Origin of the sequence: Kushneria konosiri, from assembly GCF_002155145.1 — a bacterium.
GTDB classification, from domain to species: Bacteria; Pseudomonadota; Gammaproteobacteria; order Pseudomonadales; family Halomonadaceae; genus Kushneria; species Kushneria konosiri.
Map to the genome: position 1 here is coordinate 2,949,897 of NZ_CP021323.1, position 25,119 is coordinate 2,975,015.

Genomic DNA, 25,119 nt, shown 5'->3' on the forward strand with positions numbered 1-25,119 from the left:
GTGGTTGAACCGTCATTCGTATATGCCGAGCCTGCATGAGACAGGAGGTAATGGCATTGGTCGGCTGGTGCCTTGAGAGAGTAGTGTGGCCTGGTTGGGCTCTATTGATACTTCTTCTCTTCAGGTGGGTGGAAATACCGGCATGACTTCGTCTCAAAAGATTGACTCGAGTAAAAAACACCCGAGCGTTCGTCAGGAAAAGGATCTACTGGGCATTCTGGAGGTCCCGTCGGAAGCCTATTACGGTATTCAGACGCTGCGTGCCGTGAACAATTTCCATCTTAGTGGGGTTGCGCTGTCTCACTATCCTCGGCTGGTTGTGGCGCTGGCCATGGTCAAACAGGCCGCTGCAGAAGCCAATCATCATCTGGGCCATCTTGATGAGCAGCGCTTCAGGGCGATTCATGAGGCCTGCCAGCACATCATTGAAGGCCGTTATCATGAACAGTTTGTGGTCGACATGATTCAGGGCGGCGCGGGTACTTCAACCAACATGAATGCCAATGAGGTGATCGCCAATGTCGGCCTGGAAATTCTGGGGCATGCCAGGGGGGACTATCACCACCTCCATCCCAACAATGATGTCAACATGTCCCAGTCGACCAACGATGCCTATCCGACGGCCATCCGTCTCGGCTTGTTGTTGGGTCATGATGCCCTGCTCGATAGCCTGGAGCAGTTGTCCACCTCCTTTGCCGAGAAGGGAAGGTCTTTTGCCGATGTGTTGAAAATGGGGCGTACCCAGTTGCAGGACGCGGTCCCAATGACGCTGGGTCAGGAATTTCAGGCATTTGCCACGACCCTGGGTGAGGATCTGGGTCACCTGCGTCAACAGGTGCCGCCCTTGCTGCGCGAGGTCAACCTGGGCGGAACCGCGATTGGTACCGGTATCAATGCTGATCCGGGCTATCAGCATGTCGCGGTCAATCAATTGGCGAGAATCAGCGGTCAGCCGCTGGTGCCGGCGACCGATCTGATTGAAGCCACTTCCGATATGGGGGCCTTCGTCCTTTTTTCGGGCATGCTCAAGCGACTGGCGGTCAAACTCTCGAAAATCTGCAACGATTTGCGCCTGCTCTCCAGTGGGCCTCGCACCGGCCTTAATGAAATCAATCTGCCTGCGCGTCAACCGGGCAGTTCGATCATGCCCGGCAAGGTGAATCCGGTCATTCCCGAAGCCGTCAATCAGGTGGCCTTTGAAGTGATCGGCAATGATTTGGCCCTGACCATGGCGGCAGAAGGCGGCCAGCTGCAGCTCAACGTCATGGAGCCACTGATTGCCTACAAGATTTTTGACTCCATACGCCTTCTGACACGTGCCATGGATATGCTGCGAGAGCAGTGCGTCGTGGGTATTACTGCCAACAGGGAACATTGTCAGGCGCTGGTAGAAAACTCGATCGGTCTGGTGACGGCCCTCAACCCATACATCGGTTATGAGAACTCTACGCGGATTGCGACACAGGCGCTGATCAGTGGCCGTGGGGTGCTGGATCTTGTGCGAGAAGAGGGGCTTCTTGATGAGGAGACCCTGCAGGATATTCTGCGTCCCGAACACATGATCGCGCCAAGGCTGGCCCCCAAAACCATTGTGAACCATCAGTAATCCCTTTCTGCGAAACGCCTTTCTGGAATGGTTCTGGCTGACCAGGTGGTGCCAGCCGGAATTGGCCAGCGCGTCTGGCAAATCAGGTGCTCAGGACTCAGGAGGGCGGGAAAGGTTCAGATTTGATATCCGCCCTTGCCGGCCCTGAATTTACGGGCCGGAAACCGCCTCAAGAACTGCTGCTGGTTGTCGATAACGCCCTGATGAGACAAGGGGCTTGCGACACAATAGGGCGGATATCTCTTGCAGGGAAAAGGTGGTCGTTGGTTTGCCTGGCTGGATCGCGCTCTGGTGCGCACCATGCCGGGCTATTGCAGCTTTTGTCTGGCGGGCGCTGGTGACAGGCCATGGTGTGAAAAATGTCTGGCCGGATTGCCATGGCACGTCAGCGGTTGTCCCGTGTGCAGCGAACCGCGCCCGGCTTCAGTTCCTTCTCATATGGTATGCGGTCATTGCCTTAAAAGGCGGCCGAACTTCGACCAGAGCTGGGTGCCCTTTCTGTATGAGGATGAGATCGCGCAGCTGATCCAGCGCTTCAAGTTTCATGCTGATCGACGTGCCGGTCAGATTCTTCTACAGCTCATGGTGCATGCATTTGAAATGCACAACGGCCCGGGAGAAGTGCAGGCCATCGTCACGGCTGACCTTCATTCAAAGCGTGCGCGAGAGCGTGGTTTTGACCAGACCCGATGGCTGGGCCAACAGCTGGCTCGTACGCTTGATATACCCCTGCACAGAGCCTTTCGACGTCGCCAGACGCCGACACAAAGAGGCCTGTCACGTTCAGCCCGCCAGCGTAATGTTCGTCATGTCTATCACGTCACATCATCGTTGCCGGCACGCGTATGGTTGCTGGATGATGTCATGACCACTGGTGCCACACTCGATGCGCTCTCGCGTGCCTGTCGTGAGCAGGGTGCCGAGCATGTGGTCGCCGGTGCGATTGCACGTACTTCGGCAGGACGTGTCATCTAATGGCATGGCGCCTTCAGCACGTGAAGGTGGTTATGGGTTGCCACGGCCATCAGTCCAGCCCCGCCGTATCAGATCAGCTTTCCAGGCCTTCATTTTTCCATCTTTGCAGGCAGTGGCAGTGCATTAGGTTCGATCGACGTGTATTCATTTTTACGGATTTTGTATATGCATACAGTTTGTCGATGCCAGGGCAAAGAAAAACCCGGCACGAGAGGGCGTGACCGGGCTAAATGGTGGGGGGATGCGTACTCTTCCACTTCAAGGGAAGGCTGTCAGGAAGTCCCCCCGCGACCTGACATTATATATATCGACAATGCCTGATGAAGCTTTAGCGCAGGTGCCAAAAGATCCCATCTGGCCGCCAGGTCTGTGTCTAAAGATGAAAATTACTGGTAATGGTCATGTCCTGTAGAATGGGGGATTGCGCATTTACCCCACATATTTTGAATGGGGTAAGAAGCGGGGTAACAAATTCAAGCCTTGCTTTGAAACCTCATTCAAAACAAAGCCTTATATCGTAAGGATGTATGATGGTGGCTCATCCCTTTGAACAGCTCGACCCGGCGCGCATTGTCGCCGCCATAGAAGCACAGGGCTTTTATACCGAAGGCGAGCCCTTTGCCCTTAACAGCTACGAAAACCGGGTCTTTTTGTGGCGCGACGATCAAGGCCAGCGCTTTATCGTCAAGTTCTATCGACCTGATCGTCTGGGGGATGCCGCCATTCTGGAAGAGCATGCCTTTGTTGATGAGCTTTATACCGCCGGGTGTCCGGTCAATCGGCTCTGGCGAAATGATCTGGGCAATACACTGCTTCACCATGATGGCTTTCGACTCGCCATCTTTTATTTCGTGCCGGGTCAGGCGCCCGAGCTGGATAACCCCGAGCATCTGTTTGCGCTGGGAGGCGCCATTGGGCGAATGCACACCGTTGCCCGACAAAAGCCCTTCGTGCATCGATCCATCCTGAAGCCCCATGCCATCGCGCTTGAGAGCCTTGAAAGCATTCGTGCCAGCCAATGGCTCAATGCCCGTCAGCGTCGCGCTCATGAGCAGATCAGTCAGGCGCTACTGGATATGCTGCCCGAGAAGGCCTGGCCGGATGACGCCTTTCAGCGTGTTCATGGCGACTGCCATCTGGGCAATATTCTGGGGCGGGAGGAGCATTTTACGCTGGTGGATTTTGACGACTGCGTCATGGCGCCAGCGGTTCAGGATCTCTGGATGCTGCTGACCGGAGAGGATGAGCCTTCCTGGCAGGCGCAGCTGGTGGAGCTGATCGAAGGGTATGAGGAGCACTGTACGCTGGATCGGCGCCAGCTTGGCTGGATCGAACAGCTTCGAACACTGCGTCTGGTGCGATATAGTGCCTGGCTGGTGGAGCGCTGGAGCGACCCGGCTTTCCCCCGCGCCTTTCCCTGGCTTGCCAGCGAAAATTACTGGGATCAGCACATCAGAACCCTCGAACAACAGCGTGTCGCGCTATCGTCACCTCGGTGGCTGGCGTGATACACCACTGCGCCGATCGCCGCTCAGCCCGGCATTGAAACATGACACGGTGGCCGCCCAGCCACTGGATATATCCGAAACGCAGGAAAGAAACATGAGTCAGGAGATGGAAAATCACTATCGCGAGATCCTTTCGGCGCTGGGTGAAGACCCCGAGCGTGAAGGGCTTCAGGACACACCGGCACGCGCTGCCAAGGCCATGCAGTTCCTGACGCATGGCTATCAGCAAAGCCTTGAAGATATCGTCAACGGTGCAGTGTTTTCATCGGATACCGATGAGATGGTGATCATCAAGGACATCGAGCTCTACTCGATGTGCGAGCACCATATGCTGCCCTTTATCGGCAAGTGCCATATTGGCTATCTGCCGCGCGGCAAGGTACTGGGGCTTTCCAAGTTTGCCCGTATCGTGGACATGTATGCGCGTCGCCTGCAGATCCAGGAAGAGCTGACGCGCCAGATTGCCAGTGCTGTGCTCGATGCCACCGATGCCCGCGGTGTTGGCGTGATTGTCGAGGCGCGCCACATGTGCATGATGATGCGCGGCGTTCAAAAGCAGAACTCGAGCATGAAAAGCTCCGTCATGCTGGGAGATTTCCGTGACAACCTGTCGACACGTCAGGAGTTCCTGACCCTCGTCCATAACTGATCTCCATTACGTTGCCTCGGTTGCCACATGGCCGCAGGCAACGGTTCTCCTGTCGGTTGGCATGTCCTATGCTTGGGCCTATCCCGAGTGCTTCAGGGACTTCATGCTGACAGGAGAACGACATGGATACGTTGAACGACAAGCATCTTTTCAGGCCCTTTGCCTACATTGACGGTAGCTGGGTGGCGGCCGACAGTGGCGAGCAGATCGAGGTCGATAACCCGGCCACAGGCGAGATCATTGCCCGGGTTCCCCGGCTCGGCGCTGCCGAAGCCAATCGAGCCATCGAAGCGGCACATGCCGCCTTCCCGGACTGGCGGGGCCGGACGGCCATTGAGCGAGCCGATATCCTGTATCGCTGGTATGAGCTGATGATCGAACACAAGCGCGATCTTGGCCGTATCATGACGCTTGAGCAGGGCAAGCCCGTCGCCGAAGCCGAAGGTGAAATCGTTTATGCTGCAAGCTTCATGCGATGGTTCGCTGAAGAAGCGCGGCGTGTCTACGGTGACACCATTCCGGGCGCAAAACCCAATCAGCGCATTATGGTGCTCAAGCAGCCGGTCGGTGTTGTCGGCGCCATCACGCCCTGGAACTTTCCTTCATCGATGATCACCCGCAAGGCCGCCGCCGCGCTGGCTGCGGGCTGTCCGATCGTGATCAAGCCGGCAGGTCAGACCCCGCTTTCTGCCACGGCGCTGGCGGTGCTGGCCGAGCGTGCCGGCGTACCGCGTGGGGTGTTTAACGTCCTGCCGGGCAGCGCCAGCGAGATTGGCAAGGCCATGACCGATTCACCTCTGGTGCGCAAGATTACCTTTACCGGATCGACGGAGGTAGGGCGAAAGCTGATGTCACAGGCTTCGACCCATATTCAGAAAATATCGCTGGAGCTGGGTGGCAACGCGCCCTTTATCGTCTTTGATGACGCTGACCTGGATGCTGCGGTGGCTGGCGCCATGGCGTCAAAATTTCGTAACGCAGGGCAGACCTGCATCTGTACCAATCGATTCCTGGTGCAGTCGGGGGTCGTTAATGCCTTCTGTGAAAAACTGGCGGCAGCAATGAATGGGGATCTGGTCGTCGGTAATGGCATGGATGAGGGGGTCAATATCGGCCCCATGATCGATGAAGCCGCGGTCAGCAAGGTGCACGAACATGTACAGGATGCCATCGACAAGGGCGGCGAGCTCATGATCGGTGGTCATCAGCATACGCTGGGCGGTCGTTTTTATCAGCCGACGCTGATCAACGGTGCTGATGCCTCAATGAAAGTGGCATCCGAGGAGACCTTTGGGCCACTGGCGGCGGTCTTCCCCTTTGACGATGAAGCACAGGCCATCAATATGGCCAATGATACCGAATTTGGTCTGGCCGCCTACTTCTATACGCGCGATGCGGGGCGGATCTGGCGTGTAGGGGAGGCACTGGAATACGGCATTGTGGGCATTAACGAGGGGTTGGTGTCCAACGCCGCGGCGCCGTTTGGCGGCATGAAGGAATCCGGACTGGGTCGAGAAGGTTCACACTATGGTCTGGACGAATATATGGAAACGAAGTACCTGTGCATGACCATTGATTGACAGGGTCGGCATTGGAAAATTCTTTAAACCATGAAAAAACCCCGCCATGGCGGGGTTTTTACGTAACCGGGTAGCCCATCATTTCCGGGCTGCCAGTCAGGCATGCTGCTTAGGAGCACATACCGGTGCTGGCTTCAGCTGCAGGTGTGAACGACCAGTTTTCTACCTTGGAATAATGGTAGGTACCGGCAGTGGTCACTGCAGTAACTGCGACAACGATGGTGAGTTTTTTCAGCGTCCATCCCTTGATGGCCAATGACTTCCACATTTGAAGTTCTCCGGAGTTTTTTTAATTTTTGCCGTCGCAGAGTAATAGAGAGCCAGTCCTGATCGGGCAATGCATTGTGCTTGTATCCGGGTTTCAAAAGTATGCCGTTTGGATTAAGTTAGGTTTCAGTATGGAAGTTTTTTGCAAGCAAGGGTGTCACGGAAAGCGGGACATTAAAAAGGCCATGCCCGGGAAGGTATGGCCTTTGGGGTTTGCAGATAAGCGTTAGTGCCTGAAGTGGCGCATACCGGTAAAGACCATGGCGATCCCGGCCTCATCGGCGGCCTTGATGACTTCTTCATCACGCATGGAACCACCGGGCTGAATCACGGCCGTAATGCCTGCTGATGCTGCATTATCGATGCCATCGCGAAACGGAAAAAAGGCGTCCGAGGCCATGACGCTGCCTTTGACCTCAAGGCCGGCATGCTCTGCCTTGATGGCAGCGATGCGCGCAGAGTTGACGCGACTCATCTGGCCGGCACCTACGCCAACGGTCTGACCCTCGCGGGCATAAACAATGGCATTTGATTTGACGAACTTGGCGACCTTCCAGGCGAACAGCAGGTCATCAAGTTCCGTGGGGGAAGGCGCGCGCTGTGTGACAGTGCGGAGTTCTTCTTCGGTGACCATGCCGTCATCGCGGGACTGGACCAGAAGCCCACCGGTCACACGCTTGTAGTCAAAGCTTTCGGACGCATGTTCAGGCCATGCACCGCACTCCAGCAGGCGAACGTTTTTCTTGTCGGCAACGATCTGACGTGCGGCATCGTTAATGGATGGGGCGATGATGACTTCAACAAACTGACGCTCGACGATGGCAGCCGCCGTGTCGCCGTCGAGTTCACGGTTAAAGGCAATGATGCCGCCAAAGGCTGACTCGCTGTCGGTGGCAAAGGCAAGCTCATAGGCGCTTTTAAGCTGGCCATCGCGACTGATCCCGACGCCGCAAGGGTTGGCATGCTTGACAATGACACAGGCGGGGGCATCAAAACTCTTGACGCATTCAAGGGCTGCGTCAGTGTCCGCCACGTTGTTGTAGGACAGTTCCTTGCCCTGTAGCTGAGCGGCGCTGGCGATGCTGCCAGGTGCCGGCTCACGTTCGGTATAAAAGGCCGCCTGCTGGTGCGGATTTTCGCCGTAGCGCATCTGCTGACGCTTGTGGAACTGGGTCGACCAGGTGCGAGGCAGGGCAGTGGTCTCGCCGTCACCGGCTTCAACGATACTGCCCAGATAGCGGGCGATGGCGGCGTCATACCCGGCCGTATGCTCGAATGCCTTGACGGCCAGATCGAAACGCAGGGCCTGATCGGTCCCCTGATCTGCTCCCTCCAGCGCTTGAAGTACTCGAGTGTAATCGACTGGATCCACCACGATGGTGGTGTAGGCATGATTCTTGGCGCAGGCGCGTACCATGGTCGGGCCGCCAATGTCGATGTTTTCGATGGCGCGCTCCAGCGTACACGTGGGATCTGCCACGGTTTCCTCGAAAGGATAGAGATTGACCACCACCATATCGATCGGGGGGATATCGTGGTCGGCCATGACCGCGTCATCCTGACCGCGACGACCCAAAATGCCGCCATGGATACGTGGATGCAGTGTCTTGACCCGGCCATCCATGATTTCCGGAAAGCCGGTGTGCTCGGATACTTCAGTGACGGCAATGCCCTGATCGGAAAGAAGGCGCCATGTGCCACCGGTCGAAAGAAGTTCCACGCCAAGCTCGGAAAGGCGGCGAGCGAACTCCACAATGCCTTTCTTGTTGGAGACACTGATCAGTGCACGGCGAATCGGCAGGCAGGCGTTGGACATTGCAGTCTCGTCTTGATGAGTCATGAGGTTTCCGTGGCAGGCAGTAAGCATGTCATGCGCGAGCGGTGCATCAGGCTCAGATCAGATCGTACTGTTTGAGCTTCTTGCGCAGTGTTCCGCGGTTAAGGCCCAGCATCTGTGAGGCCTGGGTCTGGTTGCCGCGGGTGTGGGTCATGACCGAGCGCAGAAGCGGGGCTTCCACCTCGGCCATGACCATGTTGTACAGGTCGGTTACGTTTTCACCATCAAGATGGGAAAAATAAAGCGACATGGCCTGATCAACGGCTTCACGCAGCGTGCGTGACTGCGAGGGGTGCTGGTGAAGCTGAATGGGGGTTTCACCCGGTTGATCAGACAATGGATGACTAGTCATGCGGCACGCGTTCCATCTATATGGGCGAACGGAGAATTTTCGGCAAAAAGCGCTTTCAGGTAGTGCTGCTGTTCATCGCAATGCTCAAGGGTGTTGAATTCACGACGCCATTGTTCGCCATCCTCGGCGCAGGCGAGATACCACCCGATATGCTTGCGTGCAATGCGCACGCCCATGTGCTCACCGTACAGTGCATAAAGGGCTTCAAGGTGGTCGGTCATGACGTCGGCACGCTCGACGGCAGTGGGCGGACTTAAAAGGCTGCCGCTTTCAAGGTAGTGCTCGATCTCGCGAAAGATCCACGGGTTGCCCTGTGCAGCACGGCCCACCATGACGGCATCGGCGCCTGTATAGTCGAGTACGTGTCGGGCCTTTTCGGGCCCATCGATGTCGCCATTGGCAAATACCGGTATGGCAAGCTCGGACTTGATTCGTGCGATGGTGTCGTACTCGGCCAGACCCTGGTAGCGTTGCTCGCGAGTGCGTCCATGGACGCTCAGTGCGGCGATACCGGCAGATTCTGCCATGCGTGCGATGGTCAGTGCATTGCGGCTCTGATCACACCAGCCGGTGCGAATCTTGAGTGTGACCGGGATGTCGACGGCGTTGACGACCCGTTCGAGTATTTCGGCCACCAGTGCTTCATCACGCATCAGAGCAGAGCCTGCGGCCTTGTTGCAGACCTTCTTGGCTGGACACCCCATGTTGATGTCGATGATTTCGGCGCCGTTATCGGCATTAACGCGAGCAGCATCTGCCAGCATGGCGGCATCACCACCTGCAATCTGCACCGAGCGGGGGCCGGGCTCGCCGGTATGATCCAGCCGCAGACGTGATTTTGGCGTGTGCCATAGACGTTTGTCGGCCGTCACCATTTCGGAAACCACCAGTCCGGCACCCAGCTTTCTACAGAGCTGGCGAAAGGGGCGATCGGTGATTCCCGCCATGGGCGCAAGAATAACGCGCCCGGCCAGCCGGTGAGGGCCGATACAGGGCAGTCCGCTAACCATTGAAAGCTTTATCCGAAAAAGGGAGAGACATGATAGCGACCTGAGCGCCGATCTTGAAGGGCCAGGTCGCGTTGCTACGCCGAAAGAACGGGCCTTAGATGGTCTCGGCCGGGCGATAGCCTTCGACACAAACCCAGCCCTCGCGCTCGCGCGGCTCGTTCATGTGAAGTCCCTGATCGCGATAGGCATCAAGAATATCATTGGCCTGGTGCGACAGAATGCCCGAGAGTGCCAGACGTCCACCCGGAGCGACATGTCCGGCAATCATGGGCGCCAGTTCGACAAGCGGCCCGGCCAGGATATTGGCCACCACCACGTCAAAGCGATCGTTGGGTGCCTGTTCAGGCAAATAAAGATCGAAATCCTGCTCGGCGATGTCATTGCGACCGGCATTGTCGCGACTGGCCAGCAGAGCCTGCGGGTCGATATCGGTGCCCACGGCATGAGCCATACCAAGCTTGAGTGCCGCGATGGCCAGAATGCCCGAGCCGCAACCAATGTCGATCAGGCGCTTTTGCTCCAGCTCACCAGCTACGGCCAGCTCATCCAGCCACTGCAGGCAAAGGGCAGTGGTTGGGTGCGTGCCGGTACCGAAGGCCAGGCCCGGGTCAAGCATCAGATTGACGGCATCCGTTTCCGGCGGGTCGAACCAGCTGGGTACGATCCACAGCCTTTGGCCCATTTTCATGGGTTCAAAGCCGTCCATCCACTCGCGACTCCAGTCCCGGTCCTCGAGCACTTCATACTCGATCTCGGGGCAGGGTTCGTCACCGGCCACACTGGCCCAGTGCTCACGCACGCGGGCAATCATGTCGCTGACGCCTTCCAGATCGTCATAGAGACCGGTCAGAACGGTTTGATTCCACAAGGGGGTCGTGCCGCGCTCGGGCTCAAAGACCGGATCATCAACAGCGTCTTCAAGCGTAATGGCTTGAGCGCCCTCATCGGTCAGAAGCTCTTCGAGCAGTTCGGCGTGTTCCGGCGCAATGTGCGCCTTGAGTTGAAGCCAGGCCATAAGGCCTCCCGCAAGCAGGGTTAAAGGCAGTCACGACTGCCCTGAAAGCATCGGGGGGCGATATGATCGCCCCCCGATGGGTCAGGAATATACCGCTATCCGATGGGCGTTATTGCAGACCCAGTTTCTTTTCCAGATAGTGGATATTGACGCCACCGCGCTGGAATTCGCTATCGCGGACCAGATCCTTTTGCAGATCGATGTTGGTCTTGATGCCTTCCACCAGCAGCTCATCCAGCGCATTTTGCATGCGAGTCAAAGCACTTTCACGGTTCTCGCCCCAGGTGATCAGCTTGCCGATCAGGGAGTCATAGTTGGGCGGCACCGTATAGCCGGTATAGAGGTGCGAATCCATGCGAACACCCAGTCCGCCCGGCGCGTGATAGAACGTGATCTTGCCGGGCGAGGGCATGAAGGTGCGCGAATCCTCGGCGTTGATACGACATTCGAAGGCATGCCCATTGGCGACCACATCTTCCTGTCGAATCGACAGGGGGATGCCGGAGGCAATCTTGAGCTGTTCCTTGACGATGTCGACACCGGTGACCATTTCCGTGACCGGATGCTCGACCTGAACGCGTGTGTTCATCTCGATAAAGAAGAACTCACCGTTTTCATACAGGAACTCAAAGGTGCCCGCGCCGCGGTAACCGATTTCAATACAGGCATCGACGCAGGCCTTGAGCACCTTTGCACGTGCCGTTTCATCGATATGCGGTGCCGGGGCTTCCTCGAGTACCTTCTGATGACGACGCTGCAGCGAGCAGTCACGGTCGAACAGGTGAATGGCATTGCCCTGGCCGTCTGCAAGTACCTGTACCTCGACGTGACGAGGACGTTCCAGATACTTCTCCATGTAGACGACATCGCTGCCAAAGGCAGCATTGGCCTCTGATTTCGTCACCGCTACGGCCGAGACCAGCTGGGACTCTTCACGAACCACCCGCATGCCGCGACCACCGCCGCCGGCCGCGGCCTTGATCATGACGGGGAAACCGATACGGCGACCGATCTCCAGAATTTCGGCATCGTTGTCGGGCAGCGGACCGTCAGAACCCGGCACGGTAGGAACACCGGCCTTCTTCATGGACTCGATGGCCGAGACCTTGTCCCCCATCATGCGGATAACATCGGCCGTCGGGCCGACGAAGACAAATCCTGAACGCTCGACCTGTTCGGCGAAATTGGCATTCTCCGAAAGAAAGCCATAGCCCGGATGGATGGCGGTAGCATCCGTAACCTCGGCGGCTGAAATCAGCGCCGGGATATTGAGATAGGAGGCCGGGGAGGGCGCAGGCCCAATGCAGACGGCTTCATCGGCAAGACGAACGTGGATCAGGTCGCGATCTGCCTTTGAATGGACCGCCACCGTCTTGATACCGAGTTCCTTGCAGGCGCGCAGTATACGTAGTGCGATTTCGCCGCGATTGGCGATCAGTACCTTTTCCAGCATGCTGAAAATCCTGTCAGGCAATGATGATCATGGGCTGGTCGAATTCGACCGGCTCGCCATCTTCAACAAGAATGGCATCGATCACACCGTCCTTGTCCGCTTCGATCTGGTTCATCATCTTCATGGCTTCAACGATGCAGATGGTGTCACCCTTTCTGACGGTCTGGCCGACTTCGACGAACGACTTGGCACCGGGTGCTGGCGCGCGATAGAAGGTGCCGACCATCGGAGAGAGCACCTGATGGCCGCTCGGCACGGCCGGTGCGGATTCTTCGGCCGCGGCCGGTGCACTGCCGGTGCTCTGCGGCGGCTGTGCCTGTGTCTGCGGGTAGTAGCCCATCGGTGCCTGCGGCATCATGACCTGTCCCTGCTGGCCGGGCAGATTGCGGCTGATGCGGACGGACTCCTCGCCTTCCTGAATCTCGATTTCGCTGATGTTGGATTCTTCCAGCAGCTCGATGAGCTTCTTGACCTTGCGAATGTCCATGGCAATACCTGTTGATCGATCGGGCCTCGTCTGGCGCAGGGCCCGGGAAATAAACTTTGTTGTCGGGCAGCAGATGTGCCCTCGAACGCCTCATGGTTAACCTGAAGGTCAACCGGCAAGATAGCGACATGATCTCAGACGATCACGTCGCCGCAAATGTGTTGGGGGAGTTTGCCGAAAAAAGCGAACGGTGTCCAGAAAGTCGCCGAATGATACGCGCTAAATTCGATCAGGTATTTTTTTCAACCTGCTTGAGCAAATTGTGCATTTGAGCGAGCCCGATTTCACCCTGAGTACGCTGCTCGGTCATTTCCTGTCCATCACTGAAAAACAGCAGTGCCGGTGGTCCGAAAAGACCATAGCGTTTGAGTAGCGAGCGTACTTCCGGGCCGTTGTCGGTCACATCCAGGCGGATCAGGTCAAAGCCCTGAAGCTCTCGGCGTATATCGCTGTCTCCCAGGACATCTCGCTCAAAGCGACGACAGCTGATACACCAGTCAGCATAGACGTCGACCATGACCGGTCCATCGGCACGCCGGATGATATCGTCAAGGGCCTGACGGGTTGTCACGGTGGTCATGTCAAAGGATGCGGTGTCGCTGGTGTTCGTAGCGACACGCTCGCCTGCCAGCGGCATCCATGGATCATCATGTCCCATGGCAGCACCGATCAGACACAGCACACCCCAGAGCAGAACCAGCAGGGCCAGGGCCTGACGAACACGTGACCAGAGTGCCTGCTCGCTTGCTGACAGGGCGCCCATGCCGACACCGGTCAGTATCGCAAGGCTACCCCAAAGCGCCAGCGACAGGGTCGGTGGAATCAGGCGGTCAATCAGCCAAAGGGCAACGCCTGCCAGCGCCACGGCAAAAAGCTGACGTACACCTTCCATCCAGGGGCCGCTACGCGGCAGCCAGCCGGCACCGAGCGTGGCGATCAGTATCAGGGGAAGGCCCATGCCTGCTCCGAGCGCCAGCAGGGCCAGCATGCCGATCAGCGGATCAGCCCCGGCGGAGAGATACACCAGCACGCCGGCCAGCGGGGCCGAAATGCAGGGTGAGACGATCAGGGTCGACAGGGCACCGGCAAGTGCGGCACCGGGCATGCCGGCATGGCGTAGCCGATCCTGCCAGGCATTGATACGTTGTTGAAGAGGGCCGCCGGTCGGAAGCTGCCAGGCGCCCAGAAGCCACAGGGCCAATACGATAAAAAGGCCAGCAAAGGGGATCAGTACCCAGGGCGATTGCAAACGCGCCTGCAGGTTGAGACTGGCGCCGAAAAGGCCCATTAGCGTTCCCAGGGCGGCATAGGTCAGCGCCATGCCGGTGACATAGGCCGATGACAGGGCCAGTGCCCGACGCTTGCCGGTATTCTGGCCGACCACCAGAGTGGTCACGATAGGCAGCATGGGCAGCACGCAAGGGGTGAAGGCAAGCCCAAGACCTGCCAGAACGAAAATTCCCATCATGACCAGTACACTGGACTGGCCGGGCAGGGCCGCTGCCCCGGTGCCCTCATCAGATGATGAGCGTGTGGCAGTATCGGGTTCAGGCGATGATTCATCCGGCATTCGAGCGCCAATGAAGCGCTCGGGCGTGGCACCTGGTGCTGCCTGAAGATGACGTGTTTCGGGCGAGTAGCAAAGGCCGGCTTCTGCGCAGCCCTGAAAATGAATGCGAAGGGGTACCGCTGCATCATCGGGAAGCGGCGTTTTCAGCGTCGCCGTCATGATCAGCGGCTGATGAAAAACCTCCACATCGCCCAGAAATTCATCGTGAATGGCTTTTCCACGTGGAATGTTGGGCGCGCTCAGGGTGATGTCGGCACGGTCACTTTCAAGGCCGAAGCGATGACGGTAGAGGTAGTAGGCTTCGGCGCTTGCAAATCCCACCTTGATCGTATTGCCTTCGCGCCATGCTTTATAGGTAAATGCCTGATCCACCGGCAGGAAGTCGGCGTCGTCTGAAGCATTTCCCGAGGTTGCCTGCCATGGAGAGTTCGAGGTTGCGCTATCGACACGGCTGGCACCCTCAACGACCACATCGTCGCTGGCACTGGAAAAGATATCGCTTGCAGGGGCTGCGCCTGACAGCACCGCGCCCAGCAGGGTAACGATTAACAAAAAGAGGGCGCGCGACATCATGAACTCCGCAGCGCTGGCATATCACAATGCCGAAAGTGAAAAAGAGGTGGTGCCGGAATAAAACATGTCGCGGCGCCGTGGCGCCGCGACATGTGGTTAGAAAGACACTTTGTCAGCAAATAGGTTCGCTGACGAATCTTTCAAGAATCACCCGATCATGACGTGACGATCAGTGACTTTCCTTCTGGAAGGCATCAATGGATTTTTCGATGGCCTTGATGGCGGCTGCCTTGTCGCCCCAGGTATCTATCTTGACCCACTTGCCCTTTTCGAGATCCTTGTAGTTTTCGAAGAAATGGGCGATCTGCTGACGCAGCAGCTCGGGCAGGTCGGTGACTTCCTCGACATCGTCGTAGGCTGCAGAAAGCTTCTGGTGCGGTACGCAGATCAGCTTGGCATCTTCGCCGGCTTCATCGGTCATGTGCAGGATGCCTACCGGGCGAGCGCGGATGACACAGCCGGGCTGTACCGGATAGGGCGTGACGACCAGCGCGTCCAGCGGATCCCCGTCATCAGCCAGCGTATTGGGAATGAACCCATAGTTGGCCGGGTAGAACATCGGGGTCGGCATGAAACGATCGACCAGCAGCGCGTCGAGATCCTTGTCGATTTCATACTTGATTGGCGTATGGTTGGCAGGAATTTCAATCGCCACGAACAGGTCGTGGGGAACATCCTTGCCGGCGGGGATCTTGTCGAAACTCATCGATCGAGTCCTTGCGTTTGCGGGTTGAAAATTCGAGAGTGAAAATCGTGGAAAATTATACGAACCAGGCAGGACGATTACCAATCCGGTCGATCGGCAGCTCCCGATCCGCACAATACGATAAAACCTTTGCCTCGTAAAAAAGGATGCCAGTGACGTGCAAAATGGCCTGTCTTTAAGTTTCGGACATGCGTTCGTGGCGCCTGATCAACGCCGTCACCGCTCATCCATGTCGGTCCAGATCCCCGACAACCCGCGTCAGCTTGAAGCCAAGGGCGCCTGTGCCATCATCGCGGACTCGACCTGGCGCAATGCCATCGCCCGTCAGGCGGGCGATATCTCCGTGCGTGGTTTTCTGGCCGACTACTATTCCACCCCCGATCACTGGGACATCAAGACCTCGGCGACGAGAGTCCTGCGAGCGCTTAACGGCTGGTGCTATAGCCAGAGCCGCTATGTTCAGGGGGGCAGCTATATCAGTTCCCTGTCCGCCATTATCTTTCGTGGCCGGGAAAGTTTTCTGTTTCACATGGGCGATACGCTTGTCTTTCGCCTGAGAGGCGCCGAATTCGAGCAGATTTCGCGTGATCATGTCACGGATCTGGGAGGATATCGCTATCCTTCTCGTGCGCTGGGCATGGACAATAACATCGATATCGATCACATGACCCTGCCGCTCAAGGCTGGCGATGTGTTCCTTTTTACCTCGCAGGCCGTGCGCGGAACGCTGACGCCCACGGACTATGTCCACGCTATTCGCCAGCAGGATAACGATCTTGATGCTGCCTGTGAGCGCCTGGCCGGCATGGCGCGAGAGCGCGCCGGGGCGCGCGGCTATGGTGCCGAAGCCTTCTGTTTTCAGCTGGTCAGGATTGAGGGAATACCCAGTGAAGAGGCCGGCCCAGCCTCCCAGCTGCCCGGGCAAATGCCGATTCCGGCCGAGCTGGAAGCAGGAGATCGCATCGATGGCTTTCTCATTGAAACAATTATTTCGAAAACGGCGCACGCGCATGTGTACGGCGTTCGGGATGAGACCTCGCTGCGCCGGATGATCATGAAGGTTCCAAGCCCGGAGATGTCGTCCAGAAATCCGTATCTGGAGCATTTTCTGCTACAGCAGTGGATCGGCGAGCGAGTGCGCTCGCCCTTTGTGGTGCGCATCGTGACGCCGCCCCGACCACGGCGTCATCTTTACTATCTGATGCGACCGGTCGAAGGTCAGCCGCTTGATCAATGGCTGGAGCAGCATCCCGAAGCCGGTATCGAGCAGCGGCTGGATATCGCACGCCAGCTCGCCCGTGCCGTGCACGCCCTGCATCGTCGGGACATTCTTCATCAGGCCATTCGTCCTGAAAACATCATGATCGATGAACATGATCAGGTTGTGCTGATCGATTTTGGTGCCTGTGCCCGTCGGCTTGACGATGACAACAATGCTGCGCTGGCACTGGCACGCGAAGGCCGGCTGGGTATGCATAGTGCGCCAGAGTATGCCCTTGGGCTTGGGGTCAGTCGCCGGAGCGATCAATATTCACTGGCTTCGACCACCTATTGGTTATTGACAGGCGCCATGCCCTATACCGTGGCCCCCAATACGTTGAAAGATGAGCAGGCATTGTCAACGCTGATCTATCGTCGCGCTCGTGATATCAATCCACAGGTGCCGGTGGCGCTGGACAATGCGCTGCAGCGTGCGCTCTCGCCGCGTCGGGCCCTGCGCTTCAGGCGTCTGTCCGAGCTGATTCAGGCGCTGCGTTATGCCACCACGTTTGTGGACGATGACGACGATGAGTCGCTTTCGCTCGTGTCAAAGCCTGCCTCTGAAACACTGCCTCCCCGGCAGAAATCCCTGCGGGTGTGGCAGGGCATTGCGGCGGCACTGCTGGTGCTTTTGCTCGCCGTCATGCTGATCAAATAGGTCAGGTGTTGAGCATGAAACATTAAAAACCCCCGGTCACACGGAGGTGACCGGGGGTGCTGCCATGATGGCAGTGCCTGTGCTCAAGGGCTGGCTTTAAAGGTGATATTCCGGCAGCTTTTTGGTGATGCGCTCTAGACGCAGGGAGGCGACCTTCGGCAGACCGTTTTCAAACGGAGGAAAGTCCTCACCCTGAATCAGCGGGCGCAGATAGCGACGTCCGGCGTCGTTGATGCCAAACCCATCTTCACGGATATATTCCGCCGGCATGAACTTTTCCTGATTTGCGACCTGCTCGAGTGGGGCATCGATGATCGACCAGCTATAGGGCTCGTCGCTGTCACGCTGAATGGCCGGCATGACGGCGTTTTTGCCTTCAAGGGCGCATTCAACGGCACGCTGACCCACGGCGTAGGCCTGCTCGACATCAACGGCAGACGCCAGATGGCGCGCGGCACGCTGAAGATAGTCGGCCACGGCCCAGTGGTACTTGTAGCCCAGATCCTGTTTGACCATGCCGGCAAGTGTCGGAGCCACGCCGCCCAGCTGGCGATGACCGAAGGCATCGGTATTGCCGGCATCGGCCAGGAAAGTGCCGTCTTCATAGCGAGCACCTTCAGAAACCACCACCACGCAGTAGCCGTGTTTCTTGACCGCTGCATCGATATGGTTCATGACGCGCTGGCGGTCGAAGGGCACTTCCGGCAGCAGAATCATGTGCGGGGGGCCATCATTGGTTTCGCTGGCCAGCGCACCGGCTGCAGCAATCCAGCCGGCATGGCGGCCCATCGATTCCAGGATGAACACCTTGGTGGAGGTGGAACACATCGAGGCGATGTCCAGTGCCGCCTCACGCGTCGATGTCGCAATATATTTGGCCACCGAGCCGAAGCCGGGAGAGTTGTCGGTAATCGGCAGGTCGTTATCGACGGTCTTGGCCACATGGATGGCCTGCAGCGGGTAGCCCATCTGCTCTGACAGACGTGAAATCTTCAGGCAGGTGTCGGCACTGTCGCCGCCGCCGTTATAAAAGAAATAGCGAATGTCGTGAGCCTTGAAGACTTCGATAAGCCGTTCGTACTGGCTGCGATGCGTCTCGATATCCTTGAGCTTGTAGCGACAGGAACCAAAGGCGCCGCCCGGGGTATGTCTTAGTGCTGCAATGGCCTCGTCACTTTCCAGGCTGGTATCAATCAGATCCTCGGTCAATGCACCGATAATGCCATTGTGTCCGGCATAGAGCTTGCCAATGCGATCGCTGTGTTTGCGGCATGTTTCGATAACACCGCAGGCACTGGCATTGATCACGGCCGTCACACCACCTGATTGTGCGTAAAAGGCGTTACTGGAGGTCATGAGCTTCCTGCTTCTTATGAATGAAGGTCGGCCAACGCCGTGGTTGCTGATCGAACTGTCTCTCGGCAACGTGGCGCGCCTCTTGTGGGCTGCGCTGCTGTTGGTCGATCAGCGGATCGATGGCCGGCATCGGGCATCGCCCGTGGGGGCGATCATATCCATTACCTGCAGGCATGATCCAGTCAGAGATGCATCAATTGCAGGTAAATCGGAGCCTGACGTTGATTTGCAGGCCATGCTAGGCTGATTCGGCTTTTGACGGAGAGCCCTATTTTTCATGCATATTCATATTCTCGGCATCTGTGGCACTTTCATGGGCAGCCTGGCGCTGCTGGCACGCGAGCTCGGGCATCAGGTGACGGGTTCGGACAAGGGCACCTATCCGCCCATGAGCACACAGCTTGCCGCACACGGCATTGATGTCGGCCACGGTTTTGACGCGGCCAATCTGCAGCCTGTCCCCGATCTGGTGATCATCGGCAATGCCCTTTCACGCGGGAATGTCGAAGTCGAGGCTGTCCTCAATCAGCGTATTCCCTACACCTCGGGGCCTCAGTGGCTGGCGGATAATGTGCTGCGTCATCGGCGCGTGCTGGCGGTGGCGGGAACCCATGGCAAGACGACCACGGCCAGCATGCTTGCGTGGATTCTTGAAAGTGCCGGTCTGGCACCGGGCTTTCTGATTGGAGGTATTCCACGCAATCTGGGAATTTCGGCGCGAGCCGGGTCGCATGACGGCGTCTTCGTGATCGAGGCCGATGAATACGATACGGCCTTTTTCGACAAGCGCTCCAAGTTTGTTCATTACCTGCCGGAAGTGGCCGTGCTCAATAATCTGGAATTTGATCACGCCGATATTTTTACTGATCTGGCTGCCATCGAGCGTCAGTTCCATCATCTGGTACGGCTGGTGCCGGGCAATGGTCAGCTGGTGGTGGCCGACAATGAGCCTGCACTGTCACGAGTGCTCGAGATGGGGGCCTGGTCGCCAATTGCCCATTTCGGCCGTATGGATCACTCGCAGTGGCGGCTCGAGGATGGTCCTGAAGACCAGCAGTTTGTTGTCAGATCGCCTGACGGTGAAGTGTTGGTGCGCTGGGGCATGAGCGGTGAGCACAATCGCTGCAATGCGCTGGCAGCGATGGCAGCGGCCAGCACCATGGGCGTGACCATTGAACAGTCTGCGGCAGCGCTTGCTACATTTGCATCACCACGACGGCGTCAGGAGCTGCGTGGCCGCGTCAATGACATTCAGGTCATCGATGATTTTGCTCATCATCCTACTGCGATTGAGATGACGCTGGCGGGGCTTCGGGCGGCGTCATCCCGTGGACGACTGATCGCCGTCATCGAGCCGCGCTCCAACACCATGAAGCTGGGCACCATGAAGGCTCGACTGCCGGCAAGCGTTGCCAGTGCCGATGAGGTTTACTGGTATCAGCCGGCGACGCTGGGGTGGTCCGTGCTTGAAGTGGCGAAGGCCTGCCCGATACCTGCTCATGCCATGACCACCACCGAGCAGTTGATCGATGCGCTGGTCGAAAAGGCCCGCCCGGGAGATCGTATCGTGATCATGAGCAACGGCGGTTTTGATAATGTGCACGAACGTTTGCTGGACGCTCTTGGCCAGTATTATGGACAGGAGGTGGATGTCGGGGCCTGAAAAATCGACCGGGGCCATATGTATATGGCCCCGGCATGAGCGTGGCGCTGGCAGGCAGGGCGCGTCAGAAGGCAGGTAGCCACACAATCCTTACGATCACCATCACAAGGGATGCCAGTGTCAGCAGGACAATCTGTCTGCGCTGGACGGCACCTGCAACGTAGCGGTGTGCAAAGAAGTGGTAGCTGATGCGGGTAGCGCTACAGATGATCAGCCCCAGCAGAGCACCGCCGACAATATCGCTGAGCCAGTGCACCCCAAAGGTCAACCGCGACAGGGCAACGACGCTGGCGGCCATGATGGCCACCCAGTAGGGCCACCGTCTGGCACGGCTCGAGAGCCCTTCGGCAATAAACGCAGCGCTCAATCCCCAGAACACCACGGCAGTTGAGGCGTGGGCGCTTGGATAGGAAAACGATCCAATCAGATGTTCAGGCGTCTCGGGGCGTGCACGACCCACCCAATGCTTGAGCAGCGTATTGCTAAAGGACAGCAGGACCAGTGCACCGCCCCAGTGGATCAGGGCGGCCAGGCGTTTTCGCCACAAAAGCCAGATGAGCCATGGCAAAAGCATGGCCATGATGCCGATGGCATCGCCGACTCGGTCCATTATTATTGAGGCGCGCATCAGAACGGCATTGTCCGGACGCGAAAAGAAGCTCTGGGCGGCAACATCCATCGCGAAAGGCTGCTTGAGCCCTGCGACCAGCCAGGTCCAGCCGATAAAGGCGAGGATGGCCGTCAGCAGCAGCGCAATGGACGCCAGCGGAATTTCACCCCGGATACGTTTCTGTCGAAGGCTTAGCCAGAGTCGTCGCGAGAGGCGGTAGCGCCGTGCTTTCATTAAAAGACCACGATAGACAAGACTGTCGCGATCGAGCCTGCGACGCAGCCAGGACAATGCAAAACCGAGCACGATAAGCGTGAGCATCATCACGGATAGCCACTGCTCGGTGCCGGAAGGCAGATGCACCAGCCGCTGCCAGCTGCGTCCCAGATAATAGCCGGGCAATAGATAGGCCGGCGCCCAGAAAAGGGCCGAAAGTACGTTGACGGTCAAAAAGCGCGTCGGCGGCATGTGCATCATGCCGGCTACCATCGGAATGATGGGGCGCACGGGGCCGACAAAACGACCAAATGCCACCGAAAGGGCGCCGTGACGAGTAAAAAACCGCTCGCCCTTGTCCACCCACTGTGGATAGCGATGAAAGGGCCACCAGCCTCGAAGACGGTCGCGCTGAGTACGGCCAAGCCAGTAGCTGGCACTGTCGCCGATCACGGCGCCAGCGAAGGCGCTGATCATCAAGAGCGTGATGGAGGTCTGGTCATGTCCTGCCAGTGACGCCGCCGCCGTGAGCATGACAACACCGGGTACCATCAGGCCTATCAGCGCCAGCGATTCAAGCAGAGCAACAATACCCACGATCAGAATCAGAACCGTCGGGTTATGTGCCCACTGATCAATCAGGGCAACGGGGTGCATTCGAAAGGACTCCACACAATGACTTGCCGTGCCAGGCGCGGTTTTTACTGCCGCTGACAACTGGCTTATAGTAGCGATTCATAAGTATCGGATAGGCAAACGTAAAATAGTTGGCCAGTATAGTCAGCCGCTGTGCACTCCGATAGCGTCAGGCAGGACGACTGACAAGCGCGGCCGCGCACTTGGCATACAGGAGAGCAGCACAGATGACGTCTGAGGGGCACAAGGAAAATATCGATATTGCCACGCATATGGCTCTGCTGGGTCAGCAGGCACGCAAGGCATCCGCCTGGCTTCGCAGCAGTACTACTGGGCAGCGCAACGCCGCCCTTGCCGCCATGGCCGATGAGCTGTCACAACAGCGCGATGCGCTGATGGAGGCCAACGCGCGCGACATGGCGCGTGGCAAGGCCAACGGGCTTTCAGAGGCGCTGATGGATCGTCTGCTGCTGACGCCGGCACGTATCGACGCCATGATCGCGGGACTTGAAACCGTTGCCGCCCTGCCGGACCCGATCGGCGGTATCGATGAGATGCGGACCCAGAACAACGGACTGCGTATCGGCCGCATGCGCACACCCCTGGGGGTCATCGGTATCATCTATGAGTCCCGACCCAATGTGACGGTGGACGCCGCGGCGCTATGTCTCAAGGCGGGGAACGCCGCCATTCTGCGCGGTGGTTCGGAAGCCTTTGATTCCAACTGCGCCATTGCTCGCTGTATTGCTTCAGGGCTTGAAAGGGCCGGGCTGCCGGGTCATTCCATTCAGTTGATTGAAACCACCAGTCGTGAGGCTGTCGGCGCGCTGATCACGGCCCGGGAATACGTGGATGTGATCATCCCGAGAGGTGGCAAGTCGCTGATCAAGCGAATCTCCGAGGAAGCCAGTATTCCGGTTATCAAGCATCTCGAAGGGCTTTGTCACGTTTTTGTGGACCGCCATGCGTCGCTGGATATGGCCTTTGATATTGCTTTCAACGCCAAATGTTTTCGCTATGGCATCTGTGGCGCCATGGAAACCCTTCTGGTGGATCAGGCCGTCGCCAAAGACTTTCTGCCCGGGATGATTGCGCGCTTTCAGGAAGCCGGTGTGACCGTGCGTGGATGCGACAGGGTGCAGGCGTTGGCCAACGTTGAGCCGGCCACCGAAGAGGACTGGTGGACCGAATACCTGGGGCCGTTGCTGTCCGTTCGGGTGGTCGACGATATTGAAGCGGCCATTGAGCACATCAATCATTATGGCTCCCACCACACCGATGCCATCGTCAGCGATCATTTCGGTCATACCCAGAGATTTCTGGCCGAGGTGGACTCCAGCTCCGTGATGGTCAATGCTCCGACCTGCTTTGCCGATGGCGCGCAGTATGGGCTTGGTGCCGAAATCGGTATTTCCACCGACAAGCTGCATGTCAGAGGGCCGGTAGGTCTGGAGGGTCTGACCACGCGTAAATATATCGTGCTGGGCGATGGTCATGTCAGAACGTAATGCCCGTGTCGCCATGTTTGGCGGCACCTTCAATCCGGTTCACATCGCGCACCTGCGTGCAGCGGTCGAGTTGCGAGAAGCGCTTTCGCTCGATGTCATTCACATGGTGCCGGCGCATCTGCCACCACATCGCAGCGCGCCGGGTGTCAGCTCCGAGGATCGTTTGAGCATGCTGAAACTGGCGCTTTCAGACACGCCCGGGCTGGTGGCCGATGACCGCGAAATTCACCGCGATGGACCTTCCTGGTCGCTTGATACACTCCGGTCACTGCGCGAGCAGTATGGCCAAAAGGCGCGCCTTCTCATGGTGCTGGGCCGTGATGCCTTTTTGAAACTCCATGAATGGCACAGGCCGGAAGCACTGTTCGATTATGCCCATATTCTGGTGATCGGCCGCCCCGAAAGCGATGAAGTCCAGTGCCAGGCGCTCGAAACTCTGGTCGAGGCGCGCCGGGTGGACAGTATCGATGCGCTCATGGCAACGCCCTGCGGCAGCGTGCTTGATTATGACAAGACCACGGCAATGGCCATCTCGGCGACTGCGATTCGACAGGCGCTGGCATCGGGGCACAGCGTGCGATATCTGATGCCGCCAGCCGTTGAAGCCTTTATTGACCAGCATGGGCTCTACCTTGATACGTCCGGGTAATCGCCCCGGCGTTCAAAAGCGTCAAATGTCTATGGTGCATCCGCTCGACAGCGGTACAATGCGCTCTAAATCATTTATATCCGAGGAGCTATGCAGACAGTACTTTCATCTCTGGTGGTTGACGCCCTGGAAGAGCTCAAGGGGCGTGATATCGCCGAGCTCGATGTTTCCAGACTGACCAGCGTGACCGATGTTATGGTGGTGGCCAGCGGTACTTCCAGTCGCCACGTCAAGGCACTGGCCGACAATGTGGTAGAGCGCGCCAAGAATGAAGGCGTCCGTCCACTGGGTGTCGAAGGTGAGGCCGGCAGTGATTGGGTGCTGGTGGATCTGGGAGATGTGGTGGTTCACGTCATGATGCCGGAGGCACGCAGGCTCTATGATCTGGAAAGGCTCTGGAGCGAGCTGCCCAACGATCTTGGGCGTCATGAAGCCGTTGGTGAGCATCAGTCTTGAAGTTGAAAATGCTTGCTGTCGGTACTCGAATGCCGGGCTGGGTGACACAGGGCGTTGAGGAGTATCGCAAGCGTCTACCGCGCGAGATGTCTCTTGAAGTGGTCGAGCTCTCGCCCGGTCCGCGTCAGAAAAGCGCTGATCCTGCAAAGGCCATACGCGTCGAGGGGGATCGTTTACTGTCCAGACTCAAGGACAGTGAACTCGTGGTGGCCCTGGATGTCGAAGGCAAGCCATGGTCGACTCACACGCTTTCCGAGCGAATGCAGGACTGGCAGATGGCAGGGAGTGATGTGTCCCTGCTGATTGGCGGTCCTGACGGTCTGGATCAGCGCTGTCTGTCTCGCGCCGATCTACGCTGGTCCCTGTCACCCCTGACGCTGCCTCATCCGCTGGTACGTATACTGCTGGCTGAACAGCTTTATCGGGGCTGGACGCTGATGACCGGCCATCCCTACCATCGCTAGCGGGGACTGAGCGTGCATCGTCTTGCGCCCATCGGGCGACTTATCCGTTCATCGT

The 25,119-nt window shown here is 57.9% G+C and carries 22 protein-coding genes; 12 read left to right on the top strand and 10 right to left on the bottom strand.

Annotated elements, in window-relative coordinates; all coding sequences use genetic code 11:
• The first annotated feature begins 142 nt into the window (after window positions 1-142).
• The 5 genes from aspA (at window position 143) to B9G99_RS13640 (ending at window position 6,318) form a co-directional block, all read left to right on the top strand.
• Window positions 143-1,606: an aspartate ammonia-lyase gene (gene aspA / locus B9G99_RS13620; RefSeq protein ID WP_086623487.1), complete on the top strand. Its 1,464-nt coding sequence runs from the start codon at window positions 143-145 to the stop codon at window positions 1,604-1,606.
• Window positions 1,607-2,095: 489 nt separating this feature from the next.
• The gene (locus B9G99_RS13625; protein ID WP_227875825.1) at window positions 2,096-2,581 is read left to right on the top strand and encodes a ComF family protein; all 486 of its coding nucleotides are present in this window, start codon (window positions 2,096-2,098) and stop codon (window positions 2,579-2,581) included.
• Window positions 2,582-3,114: 533 nt separating this feature from the next.
• Complete coding sequence (locus B9G99_RS16870; protein ID WP_086623488.1) at window positions 3,115-4,089, top strand: serine/threonine protein kinase; 975 nt, start codon at window positions 3,115-3,117, stop codon at window positions 4,087-4,089.
• A gap of 94 nt (window positions 4,090-4,183) precedes the next feature.
• Window positions 4,184-4,738, top strand: a complete 555-nt coding sequence (gene folE, locus B9G99_RS16875) for a GTP cyclohydrolase I FolE (protein WP_086622648.1) — start codon at window positions 4,184-4,186, stop codon at window positions 4,736-4,738.
• A gap of 122 nt (window positions 4,739-4,860) precedes the next feature.
• Window positions 4,861-6,318 (top strand): NAD-dependent succinate-semialdehyde dehydrogenase, encoded by a 1,458-nt coding sequence (locus tag B9G99_RS13640; RefSeq protein ID WP_086622649.1) that lies wholly within the window; start codon window positions 4,861-4,863, stop codon window positions 6,316-6,318.
• 493 nt (window positions 6,319-6,811) lie between these two features.
• Here B9G99_RS13640 and purH read toward each other — a convergent pair whose 3' ends face one another.
• The 8 genes from purH to ppa all read right to left on the bottom strand — a co-directional run bounded on the left by purH (window position 6,812) and on the right by ppa (window position 15,588).
• The gene (gene purH, locus B9G99_RS13645) at window positions 6,812-8,425 is read right to left on the bottom strand and encodes a bifunctional phosphoribosylaminoimidazolecarboxamide formyltransferase/IMP cyclohydrolase (RefSeq protein WP_418268909.1); all 1,614 of its coding nucleotides are present in this window, start codon (window positions 8,423-8,425) and stop codon (window positions 6,812-6,814) included.
• 52 nt (window positions 8,426-8,477) lie between these two features.
• Complete coding sequence (gene fis / locus B9G99_RS13650; RefSeq protein WP_227875826.1) at window positions 8,478-8,774, bottom strand: DNA-binding transcriptional regulator Fis; 297 nt, start codon at window positions 8,772-8,774, stop codon at window positions 8,478-8,480.
• Window positions 8,771-9,784 carry a tRNA dihydrouridine synthase DusB gene (dusB, locus tag B9G99_RS13655; RefSeq protein WP_086622651.1) on the bottom strand — a complete coding sequence of 338 codons (1,014 nt, stop codon included), beginning with the start codon at window positions 9,782-9,784 and terminating at the stop codon, window positions 8,771-8,773. Before dusB ends, fis begins: the two co-directional genes overlap by 4 nt.
• A gap of 94 nt (window positions 9,785-9,878) precedes the next feature.
• Window positions 9,879-10,799, bottom strand: coding sequence for a 50S ribosomal protein L11 methyltransferase (gene prmA / locus B9G99_RS13660; RefSeq protein ID WP_086622652.1), 921 nt, complete (start codon window positions 10,797-10,799; stop codon window positions 9,879-9,881).
• 109 nt (window positions 10,800-10,908) lie between these two features.
• Window positions 10,909-12,252: an acetyl-CoA carboxylase biotin carboxylase subunit gene (gene accC / locus B9G99_RS13665; RefSeq protein ID WP_086622653.1), complete on the bottom strand. Its 1,344-nt coding sequence runs from the start codon at window positions 12,250-12,252 to the stop codon at window positions 10,909-10,911.
• Between the two features lie 13 nt (window positions 12,253-12,265).
• Window positions 12,266-12,739 (bottom strand): acetyl-CoA carboxylase biotin carboxyl carrier protein, encoded by a 474-nt coding sequence (gene accB, locus B9G99_RS13670; protein ID WP_086622654.1) that lies wholly within the window; start codon window positions 12,737-12,739, stop codon window positions 12,266-12,268.
• Window positions 12,740-12,968: 229 nt separating this feature from the next.
• Window positions 12,969-14,882, bottom strand: a complete 1,914-nt coding sequence (gene dsbD, locus B9G99_RS13675; protein ID WP_086622655.1) for a protein-disulfide reductase DsbD — start codon at window positions 14,880-14,882, stop codon at window positions 12,969-12,971.
• A 169-nt stretch (window positions 14,883-15,051) separates the two neighbouring features.
• On the bottom strand, window positions 15,052-15,588 hold the full coding sequence (gene ppa, locus B9G99_RS13680) for an inorganic diphosphatase (protein ID WP_086622656.1): 537 nt from the start codon (window positions 15,586-15,588) through the stop codon (window positions 15,052-15,054).
• Window positions 15,589-15,817: 229 nt separating this feature from the next.
• Between ppa and B9G99_RS13685 the strand changes: the two genes are divergently transcribed.
• Window positions 15,818-17,506: a bifunctional protein-serine/threonine kinase/phosphatase gene (locus tag B9G99_RS13685; RefSeq protein WP_086622657.1), complete on the top strand. Its 1,689-nt coding sequence runs from the start codon at window positions 15,818-15,820 to the stop codon at window positions 17,504-17,506.
• 96 nt (window positions 17,507-17,602) lie between these two features.
• Here B9G99_RS13685 and B9G99_RS13690 read toward each other — a convergent pair whose 3' ends face one another.
• Window positions 17,603-18,862, bottom strand: a complete 1,260-nt coding sequence (locus B9G99_RS13690) for a 6-phosphofructokinase (RefSeq protein ID WP_086622658.1) — start codon at window positions 18,860-18,862, stop codon at window positions 17,603-17,605.
• Here B9G99_RS13690 and B9G99_RS13695 point away from each other — a divergent pair.
• Both B9G99_RS13695 and mpl read left to right on the top strand, forming a co-directional pair.
• Window positions 18,861-19,109 (top strand): hypothetical protein, encoded by a 249-nt coding sequence (locus tag B9G99_RS13695; RefSeq protein WP_086622659.1) that lies wholly within the window; start codon window positions 18,861-18,863, stop codon window positions 19,107-19,109. The genes B9G99_RS13690 and B9G99_RS13695 overlap by 2 nt on opposite strands.
• Window positions 19,110-19,139: 30 nt before the next feature.
• Window positions 19,140-20,525, top strand: a complete 1,386-nt coding sequence (gene mpl, locus B9G99_RS13700; protein ID WP_086622660.1) for a UDP-N-acetylmuramate:L-alanyl-gamma-D-glutamyl-meso-diaminopimelate ligase — start codon at window positions 19,140-19,142, stop codon at window positions 20,523-20,525.
• A 64-nt stretch (window positions 20,526-20,589) separates the two neighbouring features.
• Here the strand turns inward: mpl and B9G99_RS13705 are convergent, their stop codons facing one another.
• Window positions 20,590-22,008 (bottom strand): bifunctional DedA family/phosphatase PAP2 family protein, encoded by a 1,419-nt coding sequence (locus B9G99_RS13705; RefSeq protein ID WP_086622661.1) that lies wholly within the window; start codon window positions 22,006-22,008, stop codon window positions 20,590-20,592.
• Window positions 22,009-22,214: 206 nt separating this feature from the next.
• Here B9G99_RS13705 and B9G99_RS13710 point away from each other — a divergent pair, with 206 nt between their 5' ends.
• The 4 genes from B9G99_RS13710 (at window position 22,215) to rlmH (ending at window position 25,064) form a co-directional block, all read left to right on the top strand.
• A complete protein-coding gene (locus B9G99_RS13710; protein WP_227875827.1) occupies window positions 22,215-23,495 on the top strand; it encodes a glutamate-5-semialdehyde dehydrogenase in 1,281 nt (426 codons plus the stop codon).
• A complete protein-coding gene (gene nadD / locus B9G99_RS13715) occupies window positions 23,482-24,144 on the top strand; it encodes a nicotinate-nucleotide adenylyltransferase (RefSeq protein ID WP_335617608.1) in 663 nt (220 codons plus the stop codon). Before B9G99_RS13710 ends, nadD begins: the two co-directional genes overlap by 14 nt.
• Window positions 24,145-24,234: 90 nt before the next feature.
• A complete protein-coding gene (rsfS, locus tag B9G99_RS13720) occupies window positions 24,235-24,600 on the top strand; it encodes a ribosome silencing factor (RefSeq protein ID WP_086622663.1) in 366 nt (121 codons plus the stop codon).
• Window positions 24,597-25,064, top strand: a complete 468-nt coding sequence (gene rlmH / locus B9G99_RS13725; RefSeq protein ID WP_086622664.1) for a 23S rRNA (pseudouridine(1915)-N(3))-methyltransferase RlmH — start codon at window positions 24,597-24,599, stop codon at window positions 25,062-25,064. The genes rsfS and rlmH overlap by 4 nt, the downstream gene beginning before the upstream one ends.
• Window positions 25,065-25,119 lie beyond the last annotated feature (55 nt).

What these genes read in the sequence shown, in the direction of transcription:
- B9G99_RS13695 (WP_086622659.1), top strand. Translation starts at nt 18,861, where the DNA reads ATGAGCTTCCTGCTTCTTATGAATGAAGGTCGGCCAACGCCGTGGTTG.
- dsbD (WP_086622655.1), bottom strand. Translation starts at nt 14,882, where the DNA reads ATGATGTCGCGCGCCCTCTTTTTGTTAATCGTTACCCTGCTGGGCGCG.
- mpl (WP_086622660.1), top strand. Translation starts at nt 19,140, where the DNA reads ATGCATATTCATATTCTCGGCATCTGTGGCACTTTCATGGGCAGCCTG.
- folE (WP_086622648.1), top strand. Translation starts at nt 4,184, where the DNA reads ATGAGTCAGGAGATGGAAAATCACTATCGCGAGATCCTTTCGGCGCTG.
- ppa (WP_086622656.1), bottom strand. Translation starts at nt 15,588, where the DNA reads ATGAGTTTCGACAAGATCCCCGCCGGCAAGGATGTTCCCCACGACCTG.
- nadD (WP_335617608.1), top strand. Translation starts at nt 23,482, where the DNA reads ATGTCAGAACGTAATGCCCGTGTCGCCATGTTTGGCGGCACCTTCAAT.
- prmA (WP_086622652.1), bottom strand. Translation starts at nt 10,799, where the DNA reads ATGGCCTGGCTTCAACTCAAGGCGCACATTGCGCCGGAACACGCCGAA.
- rsfS (WP_086622663.1), top strand. Translation starts at nt 24,235, where the DNA reads ATGCAGACAGTACTTTCATCTCTGGTGGTTGACGCCCTGGAAGAGCTC.
- dusB (WP_086622651.1), bottom strand. Translation starts at nt 9,784, where the DNA reads ATGGTTAGCGGACTGCCCTGTATCGGCCCTCACCGGCTGGCCGGGCGC.
- accC (WP_086622653.1), bottom strand. Translation starts at nt 12,252, where the DNA reads ATGCTGGAAAAGGTACTGATCGCCAATCGCGGCGAAATCGCACTACGT.
- B9G99_RS13710 (WP_227875827.1), top strand. Translation starts at nt 22,215, where the DNA reads ATGACGTCTGAGGGGCACAAGGAAAATATCGATATTGCCACGCATATG.
- fis (WP_227875826.1), bottom strand. Translation starts at nt 8,774, where the DNA reads ATGACTAGTCATCCATTGTCTGATCAACCGGGTGAAACCCCCATTCAG.
- B9G99_RS13685 (WP_086622657.1), top strand. Translation starts at nt 15,818, where the DNA reads ATGTCGGTCCAGATCCCCGACAACCCGCGTCAGCTTGAAGCCAAGGGC.
- aspA (WP_086623487.1), top strand. Translation starts at nt 143, where the DNA reads ATGACTTCGTCTCAAAAGATTGACTCGAGTAAAAAACACCCGAGCGTT.
- B9G99_RS13705 (WP_086622661.1), bottom strand. Translation starts at nt 22,008, where the DNA reads ATGCACCCCGTTGCCCTGATTGATCAGTGGGCACATAACCCGACGGTT.
- B9G99_RS13640 (WP_086622649.1), top strand. Translation starts at nt 4,861, where the DNA reads ATGGATACGTTGAACGACAAGCATCTTTTCAGGCCCTTTGCCTACATT.
- B9G99_RS13690 (WP_086622658.1), bottom strand. Translation starts at nt 18,862, where the DNA reads ATGACCTCCAGTAACGCCTTTTACGCACAATCAGGTGGTGTGACGGCC.
- accB (WP_086622654.1), bottom strand. Translation starts at nt 12,739, where the DNA reads ATGGACATTCGCAAGGTCAAGAAGCTCATCGAGCTGCTGGAAGAATCC.
- purH (WP_418268909.1), bottom strand. Translation starts at nt 8,425, where the DNA reads ATGACTCATCAAGACGAGACTGCAATGTCCAACGCCTGCCTGCCGATT.